The sequence below is a fragment of the Desulfuromonas sp. DDH964 genome, from assembly GCF_001611275.1.
GTDB lineage: Bacteria > Desulfobacterota > Desulfuromonadia > Desulfuromonadales > DDH964 > DDH964.
Genome location: NZ_CP015080.1, coordinates 2,972,515 through 2,994,992 on the forward strand (window position 1 = coordinate 2,972,515; position 22,478 = coordinate 2,994,992).

The following is a 22,478-nucleotide window of genomic DNA, read 5'->3' on the forward strand; positions in this document are numbered from 1 at the left end:
GTTACCTCAGCTTGAGGGTCGACAGGGCGACCAGGGCGAGAATGATACTGATGATCCAGAAGCGGACGATGATCTTCGGCTCCGGCCACCCTTTGAGTTCAAAATGGTGGTGAATTGGCGCCATGCGAAAGATGCGCTTGCCGTAAAGGCGGAAGGAGGTGACCTGGAAGATCACCGACAACGCCTCGAGGACGAAGATGCCGCCAACGATAACGAGAACGATCTCCTGCTTGGTAATCACCGCGATCGTTCCGAGGGCGCCTCCAAGGGAGAGGCTGCCGACATCTCCCATGAAGACCTGCGCCGGATAGCTGTTGAACCAGAGAAAGCCGAGCCCGGCGCCGACCATCGCGCCGCAGAGGACAGAAAGCTCGCCGGCACCCTGGACGCTGCTGATCTGCAGGTAGTCGGAGAGCTTGGCGTTACCGGCGACGTAGGCAAAGATCAGGTAAGTGCCGGCGGCAATGATCATCGGTCCGATCGCCAGGCCGTCGAGGCCGTCGGTGAGATTGACCGCATTGCTGGCGCCAACGATCACGAGGACCGCAAAGGGGATGTAGAAGATGCCGAGGTCCGGGCGCAATCCCTTGAAGAAAGGGAAGGCCAAAGTGGTCCGGAACGGCGGGTAATAGTAGAGGATAAGCCCGCCGGCCAGGGAGATCAGGATGAGCCAGAACATCTTCTGCCGGGCCGAGAGGCCGTCGCTGTTCTTCAGTTTGACCTTGCGGTAGTCGTCGACAAAACCGACCGCACCGAAACCGACCGTCACCATAAGCGTCACCCAGACATAGATATTGGTCAGGTCGGCCCAGAGCAGCGTCGGCAGAACGATGGCGAGCAGGATCAGGGTGCCGCCCATGGTCGGCGTCCCCTCCTTCTTGAAGTGGGATTCGGGGCCGACCTTGCGGATACTCTGCCCGATCTGCAAATCCTGGAGCTTGCCGATCAGCCAGGGGCCGATAATGAAAGAGATCACCAGGGCGGTAATCGCCGCATAGATCGTCCGGAAGGGGATAAACCGGAAGACGTAAAAGACCGAATACTGGGTGTGCAGTGGATAGAGCAGGTGGTATAGCATCCTGTCAGTCTCCTCGCCCCGTCAACAGTTGCCGGCCGTGGGGCTGGTGGCGGCGCCACGCAGTCCGGCGCTGATCTGCTCCATGCGCATCCCCCGGGATCCCTTGACCAGAATCCGGGCCCCGGGCGCAAGCCATTCCCGCAGCATCGCCAGGGCTTCGGCGTGGTCGGCGGCGACGCGGATTTTCGCTGGCGCCAGCCCCGCCTCCCGCGCACCGGCGGCAAGCTCGGCGGCAAATTTGCCCAGGACCACCAGGCCATCGACCCCGGCAGCCGCGGCGCCAACCTCGCGGTGCAGGGGTGCGGACTGGCTTCCGAGTTCGAGCATGTCGCCCAGAACGGCGAACTTGCCTCCCCCACCACTCTCGGCCAGAGTCTTCAACGCGGCCTTCATCGAGAGGGGGTTGGCATTGTAGCTGTCATCGAAGAGGACCATGCCATCGGCCAGCGGCACCACTTCAAGCCGCCCGGCACGGGAGCGAAATTGCTCCAGGCCGCGGGCGATAACCGCCCCGGCGATGCCGAGGGCATGGGCGGCGGCGGCCGCGGCCAGCGCGTTCGACACGTTGTGGCGACCGGGGACAGCAAGGTTGACCCGCTGCGCACCCTCCGGCAGCTGCAGGGTGAAAGAGATTCCGTTCTCCTGCGGCGCCAGGTCGGCGCCGCGCACCGTGGCAGTGGCGGCCAGACCGTAAAAGAGGCGATGGGCGCCGTTGGCCACCGGCAACGCCGTCACCCGTTCGTCGTCGGCGTTGATCACCGCGGTTCCGCCGGCGGGAAGCGCGGCAAAGAGTTCCCCCTTGGCGCGGGCGACCCCTTCCAGGGTCAGCAGCTCCTCAAGATGCGCCGGCCCGATATTGGTGATAATCCCAATGGTCGGAGCGGCGATTTCGGCGAGCCGGGCGATCTCGCCACGGGCGCTCATCCCCATTTCGAGGACTGCCCAGTGGTGCTCGGGCGTCAACTGGCAGAGCGTCAGCGGCAATCCGATCAGGTTATTGTAGTTTCCCTGCGTCTTCAGGCCGGGCCCGTCGAGGGAGAGGATCGCCGCGAGCATCTCCTTGGTGGTGGTCTTGCCGGAAGACCCCGTTACCGCCAGCAGGGGCCCGGCAAAACCCCGCCGCAATCCGGCGGCAAGGTCGCCGAGGGCGGTCAGGGTATTGACGACGCCGACCACCGGCACCGGGAACCCGGCGATGATATCCTCGCTCAGGCAGACTGCGGCGCCGCGATGGACCGCCTCCGCGAGAAAGTCGTGACCATCGAAACTCGGCCCCCGCAGTGGCACGAAGAGATCACCGGGCCGGATCGTCCGGCTGTCGGTCGAGACCCCGGAGACCGTGGCGCGCGCCGCCGGCGGAAAGATCCGTCCCCCAGTCATCGCAGCAATCTGCTGAATCTCGAGCTTCATCCCTCTTCCTCCCGCTGACGCAGGGCCCGGGCCAATTCTTCGCGATCATCAAAATGGAATTTCTGGCGGCCGACGATCTGGTAATCCTCGTGTCCCTTGCCGGCCACCAGCAGCAGGTCGCCAGCGACAAGGAGAGAGACGGCGAAGTCGATGGCGGCGCGGCGGTCGGGAATCGTCAGGAACCCCTCCTCCCCGGCAGCGGCCGCGGCAAGCGTCAGTTCCCGGTCGGTAACCTTAAGGACTCCCGGACGGATTTCGGCAAGAATTGCCAGGGGATCTTCCGTCCGCGGGTTGTCGGAGGTCAGGATGACCAGGTTCGAGGCCCTGGCGGCGACCTCCCCCATGACCGGCCGCTTAGTCCGGTCGCGGTCGCCGCCGCAGCCGAAAAGGGTAATAACCCGCCGCGGCGCCAGTTCTGCCACCGCCGTCAGCACCTTCTCCAGGGCATCGCCGGTATGCGCATAATCGACCAGGGCGAGGGCGCCGAGGCGATTGGCGACCCGCTCCAGACGGCCCGGCACGGTCGGACAGGCAGAGAGCCCCTGCGCGATCGCGTCCGGCGCGAGGTCGAGGGCGAGACCGGCAGCGGCCGCGCAAAGAATGTTCTGGAGATTGAAGGGCCCCAAAAGCGGCGAATCGATGCGCAGCACCCCCTGCGGGGTCTGCAGTTCGCCGTGAATGCCGTCCAGGTCGACCGTTACGTGGCGGGGATGCACCGCGCCGACTCCTGGCCGGCTGCTGCAGCCGATCCCGGTGGGGAATTCTTCGGCGAGGCGGAGACCGTAGGGGTCGTCAAGGTTGAAGACCGGACGCCCGCCATGGCGCGCCAGCAGTTCGCTGAAGAGGCGGCGCTTGCCGGCGAAATAATGCGCCATGTCACCGTGGTAATCGAGATGTTCCGGGGTCAGGTTGGTAAAGACCCCGACACTGAAGGGGATGCCATCGACCCGATGCTGCACCAGCGCATGGGAGGAGACCTCCATCACCAGGCTGTCGGCGCCGTCGTTGCAGAAGGCGCTGATCTGGCGGAGCAGGTCGAGGGATTCCGGAGTCGTGTGCGAGGCCGGCAGCGACTGGTCGCCGTGGCGGTAGCTGATAGTCCCGAAGAGGGCGGGGGAACGGCCGGCGGCCTGGAGGATCGCCTCGACCAGGTAGCTGACCGTGGTCTTGCCGTTGGTGCCGGTGATCCCGACGACCGGGGTGCCGGCAGGCGGAGCGGAGTAATAGCGGGTAGCCGCCAGGGCGAGGGCAAGACGGGAGTCGCCGACCACGCATCCGGCAATCCCCTCGGGCAGGGCGACGGCCTCCTCGCTGACCACCGCCAAGGCCCCCCGGGCGAGGACGTCGGCAATAAAGGCATGGCCGTCGACCGCGGTGCCGCGCAGAGCGAAAAAGGCGGTCCCGGCACTAACCTGCCGTGAGTCGTAGGCCAGACCGCTGACTTCGCAGTCGCCCGGTCCCTGGCGATGCGTTACAAGGTGTTGCGGAATGAGCCCGGAAAACAGCATAGTACCTGGCATTTTCTTCCCTCGCGGGAATCGTGTCAAATAAAGGGCTCAGGCCGGCGGCGCCAGCCGGACCCAGACTTCACTGCCAAAGTTGATCAACGAGCCGGGCTTGGGATACTGGTCAACGACCCGGCCGCTCCCCTGCAGGCGAATATTCAGCTTAACGTTCTCCATGGTCTGCAGCACCTGCCGGTAACTCATCCCCAGGCAGTTCGGCATGACCGGCGCATCGCCTTCCTTCCGCCCCGGTACAGCAACCGGAACATCGGTGGAGACCTCGTTCCGGGCGAGAATTTCATCCAGGGACGGCAGCCCCCCCGGCCCTACCGGTTCCCGGGGCGGAACCTTGAGATAGCGCAGCCCCTGGGCAGCAATCCGGGAAAAGACCGGAGCGGCGACCAGGCCACCGTAGGTCTGGCCTTCCGGCTCGTCGAGGACGACCAGGATCACCAGCTTGGGGTCGTCGGCGGGAACGAAACCGACAAAGGAGGCGACATTCTTGTCGGTTGAATAGGTCCCGGTGACCGGGTCGACTTTTTGCGCCGTGCCGGTCTTGCCCGCGACCCGGTAACCGGGGACCGTCGCCAGGGTTCCGGTCCCCCCCTCTTCGGTCACTTCCACCAGCATGTCCCGGATCTGCTTTGCAACCGCCGTCGAAATGACCTGTTTGCGCACACTGGGGCGGTGGCTTTCGACCACCTCGCCGTAGGAATTGACGACACTCGCCACCACGTAGGGCTTCATCAGGTAACCGCCGTTGGCAATAGCCGCCGTCGCCATCGCCACCTGGAGCGGCGTTACCGTCAGCCCCTGGCCGAAGCTGATCGCGGCCAGGTCGATCTCGAACCACTGGGACGGTTTCCGCAACAGCCCCGACTGCTCACCCGGCAGTTCCAGGCCGGATACTTCCCCAAAACCGAAGTCGCGCAGGTAGCCGTAATACTTCTCCCGTTCCAGCGCCTTGCCGATCTTGGCCGCGCCGATGTTCGAGCTGACCTTGAGGATCTCCGGCAGTTTCAGACGACCATAGGGATGATGGTCATGGATCGTCTTGCCCCCCACCCGCCAGGAACCGTTTTCGCAATTGATGAAAGTCCCTGGCTTCACCACCCCTTCGTTGAGAGCGGCGGCGAGCAGGAACATCTTGATCGTCGACCCCGGTTCATAGGTATCGCAGAGCGCCCGGTTGCGCCATTGCCCGGGCCGGTAGCGGTAAAAGGCATTGGGATTGAAGTCGGGCTGGCTCGCCATCGCCAGGATCTCGCCGTTGGCCGGGTTGAGAACCACGACCGTTCCGGCCCGCGCATGACTCCCCTTGACGCCGGCCGCCAGCTCCTTCTCGGCGATGAACTGGAGGTTCTTGTCGAGGGTCAGGTGAAGATCGCTCCCCTGCTCGCCCCCCTGCACCATCTCCTCGCCGCCGCCGATCCCGCGCCCAAGCGCATCCCGTTCCATCACCAGGAAGCCCCCCTGGCCGAGAATCAGCGAGTCATACTTGAGCTCCAGCCCCTCCAGCCCTTCCGGATCGAGCCCGGTAAAGCCGATGACCTGGGCGCCCAGTTCCGAGTTGGGATAGAAGCGGCGATGCTCCCGGGTAAAGCCGACACCTTCGAGGTTCAGCGCCCGCACCAGCTCGCTTTCGCGCGGGGTGATCTGGCGTTTCAGCCAGAGAAACCCCTTCTCCGAATCGAGCTTGGCGCGGACTGCAGCGACCTTCAGACCGAGGGCATCGGCCAGCAGGCGCGCCGTCCGCGGGCGGTCAGTCACCTTGGTCGGTTCGAGGTAGACCGAATCGACCTCCAGGCTGACGGCGAGCGACTCCCCGTTGCGATCGTAAATCGTCCCGCGTTTTGGGATCAGCGGGATCACCTTTTGATGCTGGCGCTCGGCACGCCGTTCCCAGTTGGCCTGGCCCAGAACCTGGAGATGGAAGGCACGCGCCGCAACAAACCCGAAAGCCGCCAGAAAACAGAGGCCTACCAGGCGAATGCGTACCCGAACCCACTTCTCCATACTCACCCTCGATCAGCGATCCACCGGAAACAGACCGGGAGATCGCTCAGTTCACGGTAATCACCTGTTGCGGGGTCGGCAGATGCAGTCCCAGCCGCTGGCGCGCCACCTGCTCGATCCGCTGCGGGCTGCTCAGGCTTGCCACCTCCACCTGCAGCCCGCGGGATTCCTGCTGCAGGTTGCGCAGTCGTCCTTCGAGGCTGGAGATGTCGTACTCGAGGTTGGTCACCTGCAGTCGCGACCAGACGTAAAAGAGGGAAACCGCGAGCAGCAGGGCCATGAACAGCAGCACCGGCAAGAGCCGCGGCCGGTGTAGAGCAAAGCCGTTAATCTTGGGGATCGGTCTCAGGATGGTCTGGGACATAACGCCCTCCGTAAATAGCAGGCCCCCGCCGGGGGAGCCGTGGCAGTTCAGTTGATACGGCGAACCCCGCGCAGCACCGCACTGCGGGCCCGGGGGTTGGTCTCGACTTCGGTCTCATCGGCCCGCAGTCCGCGCCGGGTCAAAAGCTCCACCCGCGGGGTGTGGCCGCATTGGCAGATCGGCAGCCGCGGCGGGCAGATGCAGCCTTTGGCTTCCTCGACGAAAAGCCGCTTGACGATCCGGTCTTCCAGGGAATGAAAACTGATCACCGCCAACCTCCCACCAAGGTTGAGCAGGCCAATCGCCGCCGCAACGCCCCGGGCGACATGGTCGAGTTCGCCGTTGACGGCAATGCGCAGCGCCTGGAAAACCCGGGTCGCGGGATGGATCCGCGCCGGCACCCGCCCACCGGGAACGACATCCCGTACCAGTTCGGCCAGCTCCAGGGTCCGCAACAGCGGCGCCTCCTGGCGCCGGGCGACGATCTTGCGGGCGATCCGCCCGGCAAAGCGCTCTTCGCCGAACTCCCGGAAAATCTGCTGTAACTCCTCGGCGCTCGCTTCCGCCAGCAGTTCGGCGGCCGTCGCTCCCCGGGTCGGGTCCATGCGCATATCAAGAGGAGCATCCTGGCGAAAGGAGAAGCCGCGCTCCCCCGCATCGAGCTGGTGCGAGGAGACCCCGAGGTCAAGCAGGATGCCGTCCACCCCCGCGATCCCCTTGGCGGAGAGGATGGCGCCGGCATCGGCGAAGTTGGCATGCTCCAACTCAAATCTGCCGGCATAGGGTTGCAGGGTTGCCGCTGCCTTGGCCAGAGCCGCGGGATCGCGATCGAGGCCGATCAGGCGACCATCCGGGCCGCTCGCCTCCAGCAGCAGCCGGGCATGACCGCCACCACCGACCGTCCCGTCGAGATAGACCCCCCCAGGTCGTGGTTGCAACAGGTCGAGGACCGCGCCGGGCATGACCGAGAGATGCTGAAAGTCGCCTCCCATCAGGGGAGCTCCAGCGTCTCGACCAGATCAGGGTTGGCAGCCAGGGCATCGACCGCCTGGCTGACGACCTCGTCATAACGACGCTGACTGAAGATATCGATCCGCTGGAAATTGCCGACGATCACCACGTCCCGCTCGTCATCGTTCAATCCCGCCCAGAGGCGCAGCGGCTTGCTCAGGGGGATACGCCCCTGGGCGTCGAACTTGACCGGGGTATGGGGTGCGATATAGATACGGTTGAGCTGGGTGCGCTCAGCGGCGCTCGGATGCTGCTGGATGGTGCGGGAGAAGGCGGCCCAATCGGCCGGTAGAAAGGCGGTCAGACCGCGGTCGCGGTTCTGGGTCAGCACCAGGCCATCTTCACCCGCAGCCGTGAGCAGATCCCGGAACTCCTTGGGAATACTGGCCCGCCACTTGGCGTCAATGGTGTTGACATAGGCGCCGCTGAATTCCATCCCACCTCACAATGACACTAATACCCACTAAATCCCACCAATTGGCACGACTATATCGGCCACCCCACACCTTGTCAAGGAGTTTTTCCACTTAATTAAGGGGTTAGGGAGCGCCGGCAGGGGGAGAGAAACGGCGGGAGGATGGGTCGCGGGGAGAAAGTTCAGGGGGTGGGCCGGGGACCTTCCGGGAGGAGCATTTCGATCGCTTCGACGCGGCGATCGACAACCTTGCGAACTGTCAGGGTGACGCCGTCGACCTGGCAGCCGTCCCCTTCCTGCGGAATGGTGCCAAGGGTGCGCATCAGCAGGCCGGCAAGGGTATTGGCGTGTTCTTCGGAGAATTTGAGTTTGAAACGGCGATTGAGGGTACGCAGGGAGGCACTGCCGTCGACCAGGAAGCGGCCCGGCCCGAGTTCGCGGACCAGCACCTCCTCAACGTCGTATTCATCCTGTATTTCGCCGATGATCTCCTCGACGATATCCTCCAGGGTGACGATCCCCTCGACGCCGCCATATTCGTCGATCACCATTGCCAGGTGCAGATGACGGCGACGGAAGGACTGCAGCAGGGTCTCGATCGGCTTCGACTCGGGGACGAAATAGGGTGGCCGGGCGAGTTCCCGCAGCGAGAACTCACCGCGGTTGCCGACAAAATTGAGGATGTCCTTGGAGTGGATCACCCCGACGACATTGTCGAGACTCCCCTCGTAGACCGGAAAGCGGGAGTGCCGCGCCTGCTGCACGATCGGCAGCACGCTCTCGAAGGACTCGCCGACTTCGATGCCGACGACCTCGGTACGGGGGATCATGACATCACGGACCCGGATCTGCGACAGTTCAAAGACCCCGTGGAGCATGCGCCGCTGTTCCTTGGCGACCACCCCGGTCTGTTCGCCCACCGAGATGATCGAACGAATCTCGTCCTCGGAGATCAGCGGCCGCGCCGCTTCTCCCTTCAGCAGCCGGGTCAGCAGCCGGGAGACGCCGGTCACCATCCAGACCACCGGGGTAAGGACCCACATCACCACCAGGATCGGCCGCAGAACCAGGAAAGAGAGCTTTTCCGGGTAGCGGGCGGCGTAGGTCTTGGGGCAGACCTCGGAAAAGATCAGCAGCAGCGGGGTCAAAACGAGGATCGTCATCAACTCGCCACGATCGCCATAAAGCTCGACAAAGAGTGTGGTGGCGAAGACCGAAGCGGCAATATTCACCAGGTTATTGCCAACCAGGATGGCGCTCAGCAGCCGGTCGGGGTGCTCGAGGACGGCCTCGAGACGATCGGCGCCACTGCGGCGTTTTTCGACCAGGTACTTGAGGCGCAATTTGTCGAGCGACATCAGGGCCGTTTCCGAACCGGAAAAGAAGGCGGAAAGGACGAAGAGAATGCCAAGGGTGGCGAGGTGGAACAGTTGTGCTTCGGACATGAGTGACCCTGAAGGGAAGATCGTCCCGGCAACCGCCGGTGTTTTGGGGGGATCATACCCCAAGTCGGCGGCGCTGACAAACAAGTTGTGACTGGCGATTGCCAGGCATGGGCCCACTGTGCTATGAAGAGAACCACCCGGCCGCACAGCGGCCAACACCCTCGGCAGGAACCTTTTCATGGCAGACAAAGCAACCCTGGATCAGTACCGCGAACTCTGCGACCAGCTTCGCCACCACAACTACCGTTATTACATTCTTGACCAGCCGGAGGTTTCCGACGCCGAGTACGACCGCCTGTTCCGCCAGCTGCAGGAGCTGGAAGCGGCCCACCCCGAGCTGGTGACGCCGGACTCCCCGAGCCAGCAGGTCGGGGCGCCGCCATCGACCCGCTTTACCCCGATTCCCCATGCCCTGCCGATGCTGTCGCTGAAAAATGTCCGCAATGCCGGGGAATTCGTCGATTTCGATCAGAGCCTGCGGCAGACTTTTCTCGGTGCCAGCAGCGAAATCGAGTATGTCTGCGAAATGAAACTCGACGGCGTGGCGGTGGAACTGGTTTACGAAGAGGGGCGGCTGCAGTACGCCAGCACCCGCGGCGACGGCCTGGTCGGCGAAGAGATCACGGCCAACCTCAAGACCCTGGCGACGATCCCCTGGCAACTGACCCCTCCCTTCCCGCCGCTTCTCGATGTCCGCGGCGAGGTCTACATGGAGCTGCGCGACTTCCAGCGCCTCAACCGGCAGCAGGAGGAAAAGGGGGAGAAGACCTTTGCCAACCCGCGTAATGCTGCGGCCGGCAGCCTGCGCCAGCTCGACCCGCGGGTGACGGCGCAGCGCCCGCTGAAAATCTTCTGCTACGGCATCGGGCGCTGGCAGGGAGAGCGGCCGGCAACCCATCGCCAGCTTCTCGAACGGCTCGCCGCCTGCGGCCTGCGGGTCAACCTCGCCGAGACCTCCCTGGCGACCGGCGGTGAAGCGGTCATCGCGGCATTTCACGCCCTGCAGCAACGCCGCGACCAGCTCCCCTACGAGATCGATGGCATGGTGGTCAAGGTCAATGCCCTGGCACTGCAGGAGGAACTGGGGGAGATCAGCCGCTCGCCACGCTGGGCCGTCGCCTGCAAGTTTCCGCCGCGGCAGCGGGAGACCATCCTTGAAAAGGTCGAACTGCAGGTCGGCAGGACCGGCGCCATCACCCCCGTCGCCCACCTGCGACCGGTGGAAGTCAGTGGCGTGACGGTCTCCCGGGCCAGCCTGCACAACTGGGACGAAATCGAGCGCCTCGGCCTGCAGATCAGCGATCATGTCATCGTCGAACGGGCCGGGGATGTTATCCCGGACATCGTCGCCGTGGTCAAGGAGAAGCGCAGCGGCAAGGAAACCCCGATCCCCTTTCCGGCCAGCTGCCCTGAGTGCGGCGTGCCGGTCTCGCGCCGCGACGGGGAAGTGGTCCCCCGCTGCGGCAACGCCCACTGCCCGGCACGCACCATCGAACGTTTGCGCCACTTCGTCTCCCGTGACGCCATGGATATCGAGGGGCTGGGCGAAAAGCAGCTCACCGAACTGATCGGCCTCGGGCGGCTCGAAACCTTCAGCGACCTCTACCGCCTGAAAAAGGACGATTTCTTTGCCCTGGAACGGATGGGGGAGGTGCTGGCGGAGAAGCTGTTGGACGCCATCGCCGCCAGCAAAAAACGCCCCCTGTCCCGCTTTCTCTTCGCCCTCGGTATCCGCCACGTTGGCGAGCATACCGCCAAAATCCTCGCCAAGCGATTCGCGACCATCGCCGACCTTGCCGCCGCCGACCGCGAAGAGCTGAAGCGGATTCACGAAATCGGCGACAAGGTGGCGGACTCGCTGACCGACTTTTTCCGCAATCCGCAGCAGTTGCAACTCCTCGCCGAACTACAGGCGGTCGGCGTCGACCCACAGCCGGAGGTGACCGTCGACCGCGATGGCTCCCTGACCGGCAGGACGCTGGTAATCACTGGCACCCTCAGCCGCTGGTCGCGCACGGAGGCCGAAGCCTTGGTCGAGAGCCGGGGCGGCCGGGTTGCCGGCTCCGTCAGCAGCAAGACCAGCTACGTGATCGCCGGCAGCGACGCCGGGAGCAAGCTCGACAAGGCGCACCGGCTCGCCATACCGGTGCTGGATGAGGAGGCATTCCTGCGCCTGCTGGAGGAGGGGAAGACCGATGGAGCCGGCTAGGGTACTGGTCACGATCCGTGGACGGGTCCAGGGGGTCGGCTTCCGCTACTTCACCCTGCGCGCCGCACGGGAGCTCGGGCTGAGGGGCTGGGTGCGCAACCTGCCCAATGGCGACGTGGAAGCACTCTTTGAAGGGGAGCGAGCGACGATCGAGGAGGCGCTGGCGACCTGTCGCCAGGGACCGCCCGCCTCCCGGGTGGAGGAATTGCACTGCAGCTGGCAGCAGCCCGGCGACACCTTGATCGACTTTTCGATCCGCTGACCCAAGGCCGGAGCCTGCCTCACGCTGCTGTTCAGGCGGGGAGTGGTGCCGGGGCCAGGTAGCGGTCGAGGAGGGAGAAGATTTCCTGACTCTTGAAGGGCTTGTGGACAAAGGCGACGGCGCCGGCGCGGCGCCCGGTTTCAGCATCGGCCTTCTCATTGCGGGCCGAGAGAAAGATAACCGGGATCTCCCGGGTCGCCGGATCCTCCTTGAGCATCCGGCAGGCCTTGAAGCCGTCGAGGTTGGGCATCATCACATCGAGCAGGATCAGGTCGGGACGTTCCTTCTGCGCCATCTCGATCCCCTCGACACCGTCACTGGCATAGACCACCTGGTAGCCGCGCAGGCGCAGAATCGTCTCCAGCAACCGCAACACGCTCTGGTGATCATCGACCAGCAGAACCTTCTTTTCCCCCGCCATTACGCCTCCTCGTCCTTCATCCGCAGCACCTCGCGATAGACTTCATCCCCCGAGACGCCGAGTTCCCTGGCGACTTCCCGCGCCAGCTGCCGTGGCGGCAGGTCGCTGGTGCGCCGTTTGCGCAGCAGCGCTTCGCGCACCGTCTCCTCCGGTCGTACCGGTAACGCCGGGGCGAGCACCAGTACCAGCTCGCCCCGAACCCGACCGGCGCCGAAATGTTCCAGCGCGGTGCCGACGGTGCCGCGGAAAATCTCCTCGTGCAGCTTGGTCAACTCCCGCGCCACCGTCAGCCCCCGCTCCGCTCCGTAGACGGCCACCAACTCCTTCAGGGTAGCCAGCAGGCGATGGGGCGCCTCGTAGAAGACGAGGCTCCTCTCCTCGGCAGCCAGGCGTTCGAGCTGGCTGCGCCGCGCCGCCGCCCGGCTGGGGAGGAACCCCTCGAAGGCGAAACGATCGACCGGTTGGCCGGCCACCGACAGGGCCGTGATGGCCGCCGCCGGGCCCGGGACCGGCACCACCGCATGGCCCGCCTCGAGGCAGCGCCGCACCAGCAGGTAGCCGGGGTCGGAAATCGCCGGCGTTCCGGCATCGGTGATCAGGGCGAGGGAACGCCCGGCGGCGAGGTGACGCAGCAGCTCGTCACTCTTGCGCAGCTCGTTATGGGCAAAACAGGAGGTGAGCGGCGTGGCAATGCCGTAGTGGCTGAAGAGCTTGCGGCTGTGGCGGGTATCTTCCGCCGCCACCAGGTCGACCTCGCGCAGGATGCGCAGAGCCCGGAACGTCAGGTCCTCGAGGTTGCCGATCGGCGTCGCGACCACGTAGAGGGTCCCGCCACCGTTCACCGCCACTTCACTCACCCGCAGCACCTTCGCGGCGATCGAGCTCATCGAGCCAGAGCCGCGCCACGGCGTCGCTGGGCATGCGCCAGTCCCCGCGCGGCGAGAGGGCGACGCTGCCGATCTTCGGCCCGTCCGGCAGACAGGAGCGCTTGAACTGCTGGCTGAAGAAGCGCTGGTAGAAAAGGCGCAGCCAGCGGCGCAGCTGGCTCCTGTCATAGTTGCCGGCAAAAGCCCGCTCGGCGAGAAAGAGAATCTTCGCCGGCGGAAACTGCAGGCGCAGGGCATGGTAGAGGAAGAAGTCGTGCAGCAGATAGGGACCGACCTGCTCCTCGGTGCGCTGTTCGATCTCCCCGTTGGCGGCCGGCGGCAGCAATTCAGGGGAGACCGGGGTGGCGCTGATATCGTGGAGGATTGCGGCGCAGCGGCCGCTGAATTCCTCCTCGGCGCACCAGTCGACGAGGTAACGGACCAGGGTCTTGGGCACCCCGCAGTTGACCGCGTACATCGACATGTGGTCGCCGTTGTAGGTGCACCAGCCGAGGGCCAGCTCCGAGAGGTCGCCGGTGCCGATGACGAGGCCGCCGACCTGGTTGGCGATATCCATCAGCAGCTGGGTCCGTTCCCGGGCCTGGGCATTCTCGAAGGTGATGTCATGCTGGGACTCGGGGTGGCCGATATCGGCAAAATGCTGGCGAACCGCCGCGTCGATCGGGATGGTGCGCAGCTGCACCCCGAGCTGCCCGGCGAGCCCGACCGCGTTGTCGCGGGTGCGTGCGGTGGTCCCGAAGCCGGGCATGGTGACCGCAACGATGCCGCTGCGCGGCAGGTCGAGACGGTCAAAGGCGCGGCAGGTGACGAGCAGCGCCAGGGTCGAGTCGAGGCCGCCGGAAATGCCGAGCACCACCTGGCGGCTCCCGGTATGCAGCAGGCGCTTGGCGAGACCGGTCGTCTGCAGGGCGAAAATCTCCCGGCAGCGCTCGGCCCGCTCATCGTCATCACCCGGCACAAAGGGCATGGCCGGCACCGGGCGGGAAAAGCTCGCCGCCGGCGTCTCGCCCAAGGGGAAGTCGATGAAGCGCGGCACTTCATCGGCGGCAGCGTCGACGAAACTGCTGCTGCGCAGCCGTTCCCCCACCAGCCGCCCGAGATCGACATCGGCATGGCTGACCACGGTTTCGAAACGGAAGCGCTCGCTTTCGACAAGGAGCTGGCCGTTCTCGGCGATCAGGGAATGGCCGGAGAAGACGAGGTCGGTGGTCGACTCCCCGGGCCCCGCCGAGGCGTAGGCATAGGCCGCCAGGCAGCGGGCCGACTGGCCGCAGACCAGCTCGCGGCGATAGCGCGCCTTGCTGAGAAGTTCCGGGCTGGCCGAGAGGTTGGTCAACAGGGTCGCGCCCTGGGTCGCCAACCGGCCGCTCGGCGGATTGACGGTCCAGGCATCCTCGCAGATCTCGATGCCGATCCGGCAGGCGTCGAACCCTTGCGCCCGGAAGATCAGGTCGGTACCGATCGGCACCGTCCTCCCCCGCCAGTCGAGAGTCGACTGGCGCAACAGCGCTGCCGGCGCAAACCAGCGCTTTTCGTAGAATTCCTGGCTGTTGGGCAAAAACTGTTTCGGCACCAGTCCGCAGAGCTGCCCACCAGCGAGAAAGGCGGCGCAGTTGAAGAGCCGGTCGCCGATCGCGACCGGCAGGCCGACGATCAGCGCCACGCCCTCCCGGGCAGCGACGGCAGCCAACTCGTCGAGGGCGCTGGCCGCAGCAGCGACCAGCAACGGTTGCAGAAAGAGGTCGGCGCAGCTGTAGCCGGTGAGGGCGAGCTCCGGCAGGACCAGCAGGCGGCAGTGGCGTTCGCCGGCCAGGCGCACGGCGGCCGCCGCCTGTTCGAGATTGTAGGGGACGTCGGCGACCCGCAGCGCCGGGCTGGCGACAGCGACCCGCAGGAAGCCGAAGCTGGAGAGATTTTTGCACATGCAATGGCCCTGTTGGCGATGGTTATGCCGGCCGGAAATGCCGGAAATGCCCTTTATTCTAAAGACCCGGCGGGAAAATGCAATGGGTGCGGGGGGATTTCCTCTTTTTGCGGGTCACGCCCCGAAGGCGTTTTCGATATGTTCACAGCAGGGAGCGCCATCCGGCCCCGGCATGACGGCGATGACGTCGAAGCGGGGCTGCATCCGGCCGGGGGGATGATCGGCGAGGTACCAGCGCGCCGCCCGCAGGATCTGCCGCTGCTTGACCGGGCCGACGGCTTCGGCCGGGGTGCCAAAGGCGCGGCTGCGCCGGGTCTTGACCTCGACGATCAGCAGCAGGGACCCGCGCCGGGCAATGATATCGAGCTCCCCGACCGGGGTGCGCAGGTTGCGGGCGACGATGCGGTGACCGCTGTGCTCCAGGAAACGACAGGCGGCCTCTTCGCCCCAGCGCCCGAGGGCAAGACGTTCCTCGCTCACGGCCGCACCAGGTGTTCGCGAACCCCGCCAAAGGTGGCGCGGTGCAACGGTGACGGCCCGAGGCGGGCAATGGCGGCGAGGTGCTCACGGCTGCCGTACCCCTTGTGGCGGGCGAAGCCGTACCCCGGGTAGCGCCGATCGTAACCGACCATGACGCGGTCGCGGACCACCTTGGCGATCACCGATGCGGCGGCGATGGAGAGGGAGCGGCTGTCCCCTTTTTTGAGGGTCTGCTGGGCAATCGGCAACGGCAGCGGGGTGATACCGTCAATAAGGAGGAAGTCGGCAGGAAGCTGCAGGCGCTTTACGGCGAGAGACATGCCGCGCAGGGTTGCCTGGAGAATGTTGATGGCATCAATCTCGGCCGGCGAGGCGAAACCGACACCGATCGCCAGGGCCTGGGCCCGGATCAGCGGAAAGAGACGCTCCCGTTCTTTTTGGCTCAGCTTCTTGGAATCGTCGAGTCCGGCGAGGTCGAACTGTTGCGGCAGGATGACGGCGGCAGCGACCACCGGCCCGGCGAGCGGGCCACGCCCGGCTTCGTCAACGCCGGCAATGGCCCGGAAGCCGCGAGCGCGGGCGAGCCCCTCGAAATGGAGGGTGGAGGGGTCGGGAAAATCGAAGAGGGCTTCGCTCATGGTCGCGTCCCAGGGGGGGCAGAGAGGGCCATGGGGCGGAGTGCTCCCGGACAAAAAGAGCCCCGGTCGGGGGACCGGGGCCGCGCAGGAGCAGTAATCGGATCAGGCCTGGCGCTTCTCGCGGATGCGGGCCTTTTTGCCATGCAGGTTACGCAGGTAGTAGAGCTTGGCGCGCCGCACCTGGCCGACCATCACCACCTCGATCTTGTCGACCGCCGGCGAGTGGAGGGAGAAGATACGCTCAACGCCAAAGCCGTTGGAAATCTTGCGCACGGCAAAAGTGGAGCCGAGGCCGCGGTTCACCCGCTTGATGCAGACGCCCTGATAGACCTGGATGCGCTGCTTGTCCCCTTCGGTGATCTTGACATGCACCCGCAGGGTGTCGCCGGCCTTGAAGACCGGGATGTTCTTCTTGATCTGTTCCATGCTGATGCGGTCGATGCTGTTCATTACGTCCTCCTCTATCGGCGATGCTTTGGTAATCGTCAGGTGGTTGGTCAAATCGGTCCCGTAATCGGGGGCGGGCTGCGCAACAACGCCCAGTCCGGCAAATCGCTTCAGCTGGCGGCACGGTGGAGGCGATCGAGCAGGATCGCCGCTGCCGCCCGTACCGGCAGATGGTTATAGTCGCTCCCGCCGCTGATCGGTTCCAGAACCGGCCAGCCATGGGTGAAGAATGCGGGGGCCAACCCCCAACCGGTCCCGAGCACCAGCACCCCCGGCTGGTGGCCGAGCAGGGCGCGGGCCGTGGCGAGGCTGATACCGTCGCTGCGCCGGGCGCCGGTCAACAGTGGCAGCGCCGGGGAGTCGCAGTGCTTGCTCCAGGCAGCGACCGCCGTGGCGAGATCAGGGACGATATCGACCAGTTCCAGGGCGGCGCCACGGTCAGGGTTGTAGCCGGCGCCATACCCTTCCCGCCAGTGCTGGAGAATCCGGGCGACCAGCTGTTGCTGTTCGGCAACCGGAGTCACGACATAATAGCGGCCGACCCCATAGGTGCGACCGATGCGGGCGATGTCGTGCAGATCGAGGTTGGTCACGGCCGCGGCGACCACCGCACCGTTGCGATCGAGAACCGGGTGGTGCACCAGGGCCAGGGCCAGACGCTCCATCATGCCGGGCCGCCGTCAGCCAGCTCGTTGCGCACTTCCTCGAGCAGGCGTCGGTCTTCGGCGCTCAAGGAGGCCGTCTCCAGCAGTTCCGGGCGCCGCAGCAGGGTGCGCCGCAGCTGTTCGCGCCGCCGCCAGCGGGCGATCGCGGCATGGTTGCCGGAGAGGAGAACCTCCGGTACCCGTTCCCCGGCAAACTCCACCGGCCGGGTGTAATGGGGATGCTCGAGCAGTCCGTCCGAAAAAGAGTCGGTGACGGCGCTCCCCTGGCTGCCGAGAACCCCCGGAATGAGCCGGGCCACGGCGTCAATGATCACCATCGCCGCGAGTTCACCGCCGGTGAGAACAAAATCGCCCAGCGAGTACTCCACGTCGACCAGGGGACGAATCCGCTCGTCAAATCCTTCGTAACGCCCGCAGACCAGGATCAGCCCCGGTTCCAGGGCCAGCTCCCTGGCATCCTGCTGCCGGAAGGGCTTCCCCTGGGGGGACATCAGCAAGACCCGGGACCCCGGTCGTTCCCGGCGCAGGTCGGCAAGTGCCCGGGCCACCGGTTCCGGCTTCATCACCATGCCGTCCCCGCCACCGTAGGGGGTATCGTCGGTGACCTGGTGCCGCCCCTCGGCCCAGTTCCGCAGGTTATGGGCGGAAATCTGCAGCAGGTCCTTCTCGACCGCCTTGCCGATGATGCTGTCGGCGAAGGGGGAGTCGAACATGCCGGGAAAGAGCGTCAGAACATCAAAGATCATGATTGATCCGGGCCAGCTCCTCCGGCAGGTCGACCCGGACCACCCCCGATTCCAGATCGATCTCGGTAATAAACGCGCTGACCACCGGGATCATGACCTCGCCAAGGGGCCCTGTGACCACATAGATATCGTGCGCCGCCGTGGTCAGCAATTCACTGAGAACCCCCAGCTCGCCGAGCTGGCGATCGAGCACCTTCAGCCCCTGCAACTGGTGCCAGTAGTATTCATCTTCCGCCAGTTCCGGCAGCTCGTCCCAGGCCAGCAGAAGGTCGCAGCCGACCAGCGGCTGCACCGCCTCGATCGTCTCAAGGCCAGCCAGGCGCAACAGCCAGAGCCCCTTGTGCATTGCCGCGCGCGCGACCCGAAAGAGCTGCAGCGAGCCATCGGCTTTGCGCAGCGTCACCTCCCGGGCTTCCTGCAGAGAGGTCGAATCCGCGTTCAGCGGCCGCACCTTGAGGTCGCCACGGAGACCGTGGGTACCGATGACGGTGCCATACTGGAACAGGTCTTCAGTTTGCAGCGCGGTCACTATTCCATGATCTGGAGGTTGGCGCGGCGGTTTTCCCGGGTCGCCTTGGCATTGAGCAGGGTGCGCATGGCCTTGGCCGTCCGCCCCTGCTTGCCGATGATCCGCCCCATGTCCTCCTGGGCGGCCGCCAGCTTGACGAGGATCGAACCGTCGTCGGCCTCTTCCTCGGAAACGGTCACCGCGGCAGGATTTTCCACCAGGGATCTGGCAATGAATTCGATGAGCTCTTTCATGGAGTCCGTCCTCCGGGAGGGGAAAGCGGCAAAACTCCGTCGGGCTGCACCGGCCTGAACGATCAGGCCTCCTGGGGTTGCTTGAAGCGGGCCCAGAGGCCCTGCTTGCGCAGCAGCTGCCGTACCGTGTCGGTCGGCTGCGCCCCCTGCTTCAGCCACTCCAGGGTACGGTCTTCCTTCAGGGTCACCAGCGGCGGGTCCTGCTTCGGATCGTACTGGCCGAGCTTTTCGATGAAGCGACCGTCGCGCGGGTAACGCTCGTCAGCCACAACGACCTGGTAAAAAGGCTTTTTCTTGGCGCCACCGCGGGCGAGCCGGATCTTAACGGACATAGTAACTCTTCCTCCTCGATCTTTCCAAACTGTGGTCGGGTTTCAGGATAGGGGACCGAACCGATTCCCGGCTCCCGAGCCCTGGGCTTAAAAGGGGAGACCGCCGCCGCGTCCGAGCATGCCCTTGAGGCCGCGGGGTCCCATCTTCTGCATCTTCTTCATCATCTTCTGCGCTTCGGAAAAGCGCTTCAGCAGCTGGTTGACGTCCTGCACCGTGGTGCCGCTGCCGCGAGCGATACGCAGCCGCCGCGAGCCATTGAGCACCCGGTGGTCACGCCGCTCCCGGGCGGTCATCGAATTGATGATCGCCTCGATCTTCTTGAGCTCCTTGTCGGGGAGCTGGGCGCCCTGCATCTCCTTGAGAGCCTTGCCGGCGCCGGGAATCAGCTTGAGGATCGACTCCATCGACCCCATCTTCTTGATCGACTGGAGCTGATCGCGAAAATTCTCGAGGGTAAACCCTTCTTTCCGCAACCGTTCCTGCATCGTTGCGGCTTCGTCCTGATCGATCGCCTCCTGGGCTTTTTCGATCAGCGACAGGACATCGCCCATGCCGAGGATGCGTTGTGCCATCCGGTCGGGATGGAAGGTCTCCAGGGCATCGAGCTTTTCGCCGAGACCGACCAGCTTGATCGGCTTGCCGGTCACGGCCCGGACCGACAGCGCGGCGCCGCCACGGGCGTCACCATCGAGCTTGGTCAGGATCACCCCGGTGAGGGTGAGCTGCTCGTTGAAGGCCTGGGCCACGGTGACCGCATCCTGCCCGGTCATGGCGTCAGCGACGAAGAGGACCTCCCGCGGCGCCAGCGCCGCGTTGATCCGCTGCAACTCCCCCATCAGCGCCTGGTCGATGTGCAGACGGCCGGCGGTATCGAGGATCAGCGTGTCGTAGCCGTTGAGCTCGGCAAACTGCCGGGCCTGCAGGCAGATGTCGACCGGGTCCATATCGGCCCGGGAATCGAAGACCGGCACATTCAGTTGCCGGCTGAGGGTCTTGAGCTGTTCAATCGCCGCGGGCCGGTAGATATCCGCGGGGACCAGCAGCGGCGAGCGTTTTTCCTTGCGCAGCTTCAGGGCTAGCTTGCCGCAGGTCGTCGTCTTGCCGGCGCCCTGCAGGCCGCACAGCATCATTGCCACCGGCGGCCGGGCGGCGAGATCGAGGGCATTATCCTCCCCCTCCCCCATCAGCCGCGCCAACTCCTCGCGCACCACCTTGATGACCTGCTGGGCCGGCGTCAGGCTCCTGAGAACCTCCTGACCGACCGCACGCTCACGCACGGAGGCGATAAAGTCCTTGACGACCCGGAAATTAACATCGGCCTCCAGCAGGACCAGGCGCACTTCACGCAGCGCCTCCTGGATATTCTCTTCCGTCAGCCGGCCGTGGCCACGCAGTTTCTTGAAAACCGCGTCAAATTTTTCCGTCAGGTTATCGAACATAGAGACCCGGACGACCGCAGAGCGGCCGCAAAATACGGACTATAGTGAAGGGGCACCCCCTTGTCAAGGGAAAAACCTTTTCAAACCCCGGGGTTCCCGCCCTCCAGCAACCGGTACCCCTTCCCTTCACGGCGCCAGGTTTCAACCGCCTGCAAGCCGGCCGCAGCGAGGATCGCTTCGACCGTATCCCGGTCACTTTCAGCAAAGCGGATCGCCAGGCCACAGTCGGAGGTCAGCTGGCGCGGCACCGGGATCAGCAGGATCTCTGCCCGTTGCTGCTTGAGGAGCTTTTCCGCCTGCATCACCCGGTGAATGGAGTGAAAAATCGCCACCAGGTCACCTTCTTTTACCATTGCTTGCGTCCTTATTGGTTTTCGGCCATCATGCCACGCCCGCCGCGGTCGGGCAAGGGGCTTTCATTGACAGCTCCGGCGCGTTGCGGGTAGACTTAGCAGCACCCTGGACCTCCGGATGAAAATCGGCCGCAACAGCAGCGCAATGGCCCCGCGCCTCGGGAAAGGCAGCTTCGTGGAACCCCACCAGATCATCACCCTCATCACCCTGCTCGGCTTTGCTTTTTTCGCCAATCTCCCCCTCGGCTACCTGCGGGAGGGGACCGACAAATACTCCTTCCGCTGGTTTCTCTACATCCACCTCTCGATCCCGATCATCATTGCCCTGCGTCTCGCCTACGGCTTTGGCTGGCGGGTCATTCCCTTCACCCTCGGCTGTGCCGTGGCCGGACAGATGGTCGGCGGCCGCTTCCGGCGCCGGGCACGGCGATGAAAGCCCCGCCCCGTCCACGCTTGCGCCGGGCCGCCGGCATCGGGGGCGTCCTCCAGGGACTGCTGCAGCAAAAGGGGATGAGCGAGCGCCTGCGCGAGTACCGCGCCTGGCAGGTCTGGAACGAGGTGGTCGGCCCGCAGATCGCCGCCCACGCCCAACCCTGCGGCATCCGTGATGGCATCCTCGAGATCAGGGTTGACCAACCGGTCTGGATGCAGCAGTTGCAGCTGCTGAAACCGAAACTCCTCGCCCGGCTCAACGAACGCCTCGGCGCCGCCCTCTTCCGGGATCTTTTCCTGCGGCGCGGCCAGGTCGCGACCGCCCCCGTCACAAAAAAAGCGGCGCCCCTGCCGCCGCCCCCTCCCCTGGACCCGGCAACGGAGGAACAGATCAGGGCCACCGTGGCCGACCTCGCCGACGACGACCTGCGCCGGGGCCTGGCGCAACTGCTGCGCCGTCAGGCCCAACTCGACGCCCGCCGCCGCAGCGATCAGGACTTGCCCGCGTAAATCGCCTGCACCTCCGCCGAATATTCCTCCCCATCGTAAATGAAGAGCGGCGCTTCGATCACCAGCCCTGCCCCGCCCCGCTTGCGCCCCTCGACCAGGACCATCCGCGCCGGGTCGCCGCTGCGCCCATGCACTGAACGCAGCCGTTTCGGTTCGAGCTGGTGCTGGCGCATCGATACGAAGAGTTCCGCCAGCCGTTCGGCAAGAAAGACGAGGTAAAATCTTCCCCCGTCCCGCAGCAGCCGCGCCGCGGCGGCAAGAAAATCTTCGAGCCCGCCGGCCAGTTCGTGACGGGCGGCAGCCCGCTCCACCCCAGGCGCCACCCGACCGCTGCCGGGCCGGCGGTAAGGGGGATTGGCGAGGACGACGTCAAAGGACTGGGAGGGGAGTTCCGGCTGGGACTGGCGCAGGTCACCGGCAACTATCGTTATCTGACCTGTCATTTGGTTTAGAGCCACACTGCGCCGGGCCCGGTCAGCCAAATCGGCCTGAACTTCAATACCAACCACCCGGGTTGAAGCACACCTGCGTGCGACCAAAAGCGGGATGACACCACTGCCAGTGCCGAGATCGGCGACGCGGTCGCCCTTCTTGAAATCAGCAAACGTGACCACCAGCAAAGGATCCAGTGAGAAGCGATACCCCTTCCGCGCCTGGATCAGCCCCAATCCTGCTGAACGCATTTCATCAAGGGTTTCATCGCTATTCACTCTTTCGGTCATTGGC

General features: G+C 65.1%; 26 protein-coding genes. 4 read left to right on the plus strand and 22 right to left on the minus strand.

Annotation, left to right across the window (positions count from 1 at the left end; all coding sequences use genetic code 11):
* Position 1: 1 nt before the first annotated feature.
* From mraY to DBW_RS13685, 8 genes are all read right to left on the minus strand, one after another.
* On the minus strand, positions 2-1,078 hold the full coding sequence (mraY, locus tag DBW_RS13650; protein ID WP_066728051.1) for a phospho-N-acetylmuramoyl-pentapeptide-transferase: 1,077 nt from the start codon (positions 1,076-1,078) through the stop codon (positions 2-4).
* A gap of 21 nt (positions 1,079-1,099) precedes the next feature.
* Positions 1,100-2,488, minus strand: coding sequence for a UDP-N-acetylmuramoyl-tripeptide--D-alanyl-D-alanine ligase (locus DBW_RS13655; protein WP_066728054.1), 1,389 nt, complete (start codon positions 2,486-2,488; stop codon positions 1,100-1,102).
* Positions 2,485-4,008 (minus strand): UDP-N-acetylmuramoyl-L-alanyl-D-glutamate--2,6-diaminopimelate ligase, encoded by a 1,524-nt coding sequence (locus tag DBW_RS13660; RefSeq protein WP_231875336.1) that lies wholly within the window; start codon positions 4,006-4,008, stop codon positions 2,485-2,487. Before DBW_RS13660 ends, DBW_RS13655 begins: the two co-directional genes overlap by 4 nt.
* 36 nt (positions 4,009-4,044) lie before the next feature.
* Positions 4,045-6,009: a penicillin-binding protein gene (locus DBW_RS13665; protein WP_066728058.1), complete on the minus strand. Its 1,965-nt coding sequence runs from the start codon at positions 6,007-6,009 to the stop codon at positions 4,045-4,047.
* Between the two features lie 46 nt (positions 6,010-6,055).
* Positions 6,056-6,373, minus strand: coding sequence for a cell division protein FtsL (ftsL, locus tag DBW_RS13670; RefSeq protein ID WP_066728060.1), 318 nt, complete (start codon positions 6,371-6,373; stop codon positions 6,056-6,058).
* A gap of 47 nt (positions 6,374-6,420) precedes the next feature.
* Positions 6,421-7,365, minus strand: coding sequence for a 16S rRNA (cytosine(1402)-N(4))-methyltransferase RsmH (rsmH, locus tag DBW_RS13675; protein WP_066728061.1), 945 nt, complete (start codon positions 7,363-7,365; stop codon positions 6,421-6,423).
* Entirely contained in the window at positions 7,365-7,820 is a 456-nt protein-coding gene (locus tag DBW_RS13680; protein WP_066728062.1) for a division/cell wall cluster transcriptional repressor MraZ, read from the minus strand. The genes rsmH and DBW_RS13680 overlap by 1 nt, the downstream gene beginning before the upstream one ends.
* A 161-nt stretch (positions 7,821-7,981) precedes the next feature.
* Complete coding sequence (locus tag DBW_RS13685) at positions 7,982-9,244, minus strand: HlyC/CorC family transporter (protein ID WP_066728064.1); 1,263 nt, start codon at positions 9,242-9,244, stop codon at positions 7,982-7,984.
* 178 nt (positions 9,245-9,422) lie between these two features.
* Here DBW_RS13685 and ligA point away from each other — a divergent pair, with 178 nt between their 5' ends.
* Together ligA and DBW_RS13695 are read left to right on the plus strand one after the other, a co-directional pair.
* Positions 9,423-11,453: an NAD-dependent DNA ligase LigA gene (gene ligA / locus DBW_RS13690; protein ID WP_066728066.1), complete on the plus strand. Its 2,031-nt coding sequence runs from the start codon at positions 9,423-9,425 to the stop codon at positions 11,451-11,453.
* Positions 11,440-11,715 (plus strand): acylphosphatase, encoded by a 276-nt coding sequence (locus DBW_RS13695; RefSeq protein ID WP_066728069.1) that lies wholly within the window; start codon positions 11,440-11,442, stop codon positions 11,713-11,715. Before ligA ends, DBW_RS13695 begins: the two co-directional genes overlap by 14 nt.
* Before the next feature lie 31 nt (positions 11,716-11,746).
* Here DBW_RS13695 and DBW_RS13700 read toward each other — a convergent pair whose 3' ends face one another.
* The 13 genes from DBW_RS13700 to DBW_RS13760 form a co-directional block, all read right to left on the minus strand.
* On the minus strand, positions 11,747-12,136 hold the full coding sequence (locus DBW_RS13700; RefSeq protein ID WP_066728070.1) for a response regulator: 390 nt from the start codon (positions 12,134-12,136) through the stop codon (positions 11,747-11,749).
* The gene (gene rsmI, locus DBW_RS13705) at positions 12,136-13,023 is read right to left on the minus strand and encodes a 16S rRNA (cytidine(1402)-2'-O)-methyltransferase (protein ID WP_066728072.1); all 888 of its coding nucleotides are present in this window, start codon (positions 13,021-13,023) and stop codon (positions 12,136-12,138) included. The genes DBW_RS13700 and rsmI overlap by 1 nt, the downstream gene beginning before the upstream one ends.
* Positions 12,986-14,947 (minus strand): NAD(+) synthase, encoded by a 1,962-nt coding sequence (locus DBW_RS13710; protein ID WP_066728074.1) that lies wholly within the window; start codon positions 14,945-14,947, stop codon positions 12,986-12,988. The genes rsmI and DBW_RS13710 overlap by 38 nt, the downstream gene beginning before the upstream one ends.
* Before the next feature lie 114 nt (positions 14,948-15,061).
* Positions 15,062-15,427, minus strand: coding sequence for a YraN family protein (locus DBW_RS13715; protein WP_066728076.1), 366 nt, complete (start codon positions 15,425-15,427; stop codon positions 15,062-15,064).
* Positions 15,424-16,065, minus strand: a complete 642-nt coding sequence (locus DBW_RS13720; RefSeq protein ID WP_066728078.1) for a ribonuclease HII — start codon at positions 16,063-16,065, stop codon at positions 15,424-15,426. Before DBW_RS13720 ends, DBW_RS13715 begins: the two co-directional genes overlap by 4 nt.
* Before the next feature lie 102 nt (positions 16,066-16,167).
* Positions 16,168-16,515 carry a 50S ribosomal protein L19 gene (gene rplS, locus DBW_RS13725; RefSeq protein WP_066728080.1) on the minus strand — a complete coding sequence of 116 codons (348 nt, stop codon included), beginning with the start codon at positions 16,513-16,515 and terminating at the stop codon, positions 16,168-16,170.
* A 107-nt stretch (positions 16,516-16,622) separates the two neighbouring features.
* Complete coding sequence (locus DBW_RS13730; protein WP_066728083.1) at positions 16,623-17,180, minus strand: RNA methyltransferase; 558 nt, start codon at positions 17,178-17,180, stop codon at positions 16,623-16,625.
* On the minus strand, positions 17,177-17,923 hold the full coding sequence (gene trmD / locus DBW_RS13735) for a tRNA (guanosine(37)-N1)-methyltransferase TrmD (RefSeq protein ID WP_066728085.1): 747 nt from the start codon (positions 17,921-17,923) through the stop codon (positions 17,177-17,179). Before trmD ends, DBW_RS13730 begins: the two co-directional genes overlap by 4 nt.
* Entirely contained in the window at positions 17,913-18,452 is a 540-nt protein-coding gene (gene rimM / locus DBW_RS13740) for a ribosome maturation factor RimM (RefSeq protein ID WP_066728087.1), read from the minus strand. The genes trmD and rimM overlap by 11 nt, the downstream gene beginning before the upstream one ends.
* Positions 18,452-18,685: a KH domain-containing protein gene (locus tag DBW_RS13745; RefSeq protein ID WP_066728088.1), complete on the minus strand. Its 234-nt coding sequence runs from the start codon at positions 18,683-18,685 to the stop codon at positions 18,452-18,454. Before DBW_RS13745 ends, rimM begins: the two co-directional genes overlap by 1 nt.
* Positions 18,686-18,747: 62 nt before the next feature.
* A complete protein-coding gene (gene rpsP / locus DBW_RS13750; protein WP_066728089.1) occupies positions 18,748-19,017 on the minus strand; it encodes a 30S ribosomal protein S16 in 270 nt (89 codons plus the stop codon).
* A gap of 87 nt (positions 19,018-19,104) precedes the next feature.
* The gene (gene ffh / locus DBW_RS13755) at positions 19,105-20,457 is read right to left on the minus strand and encodes a signal recognition particle protein (RefSeq protein ID WP_066728090.1); all 1,353 of its coding nucleotides are present in this window, start codon (positions 20,455-20,457) and stop codon (positions 19,105-19,107) included.
* An 80-nt stretch (positions 20,458-20,537) separates the two neighbouring features.
* Entirely contained in the window at positions 20,538-20,810 is a 273-nt protein-coding gene (locus DBW_RS13760; RefSeq protein WP_066728091.1) for a DUF3343 domain-containing protein, read from the minus strand.
* A gap of 118 nt (positions 20,811-20,928) precedes the next feature.
* Between DBW_RS13760 and DBW_RS13765 the strand changes: the two genes are divergently transcribed.
* Positions 20,929-21,243 carry a hypothetical protein gene (locus tag DBW_RS13765; RefSeq protein WP_231875337.1) on the plus strand — a complete coding sequence of 105 codons (315 nt, stop codon included), beginning with the start codon at positions 20,929-20,931 and terminating at the stop codon, positions 21,241-21,243.
* On the plus strand, positions 21,240-21,752 hold the full coding sequence (locus tag DBW_RS13770) for a DUF721 domain-containing protein (protein WP_066728092.1): 513 nt from the start codon (positions 21,240-21,242) through the stop codon (positions 21,750-21,752). Before DBW_RS13765 ends, DBW_RS13770 begins: the two co-directional genes overlap by 4 nt.
* Here DBW_RS13770 and DBW_RS13775 read toward each other — a convergent pair.
* Positions 21,734-22,474, minus strand: coding sequence for a tRNA1(Val) (adenine(37)-N6)-methyltransferase (locus DBW_RS13775; protein WP_082820354.1), 741 nt, complete (start codon positions 22,472-22,474; stop codon positions 21,734-21,736). The genes DBW_RS13770 and DBW_RS13775 overlap by 19 nt on opposite strands.
* Positions 22,475-22,478: the final 4 nt, after the last annotated feature.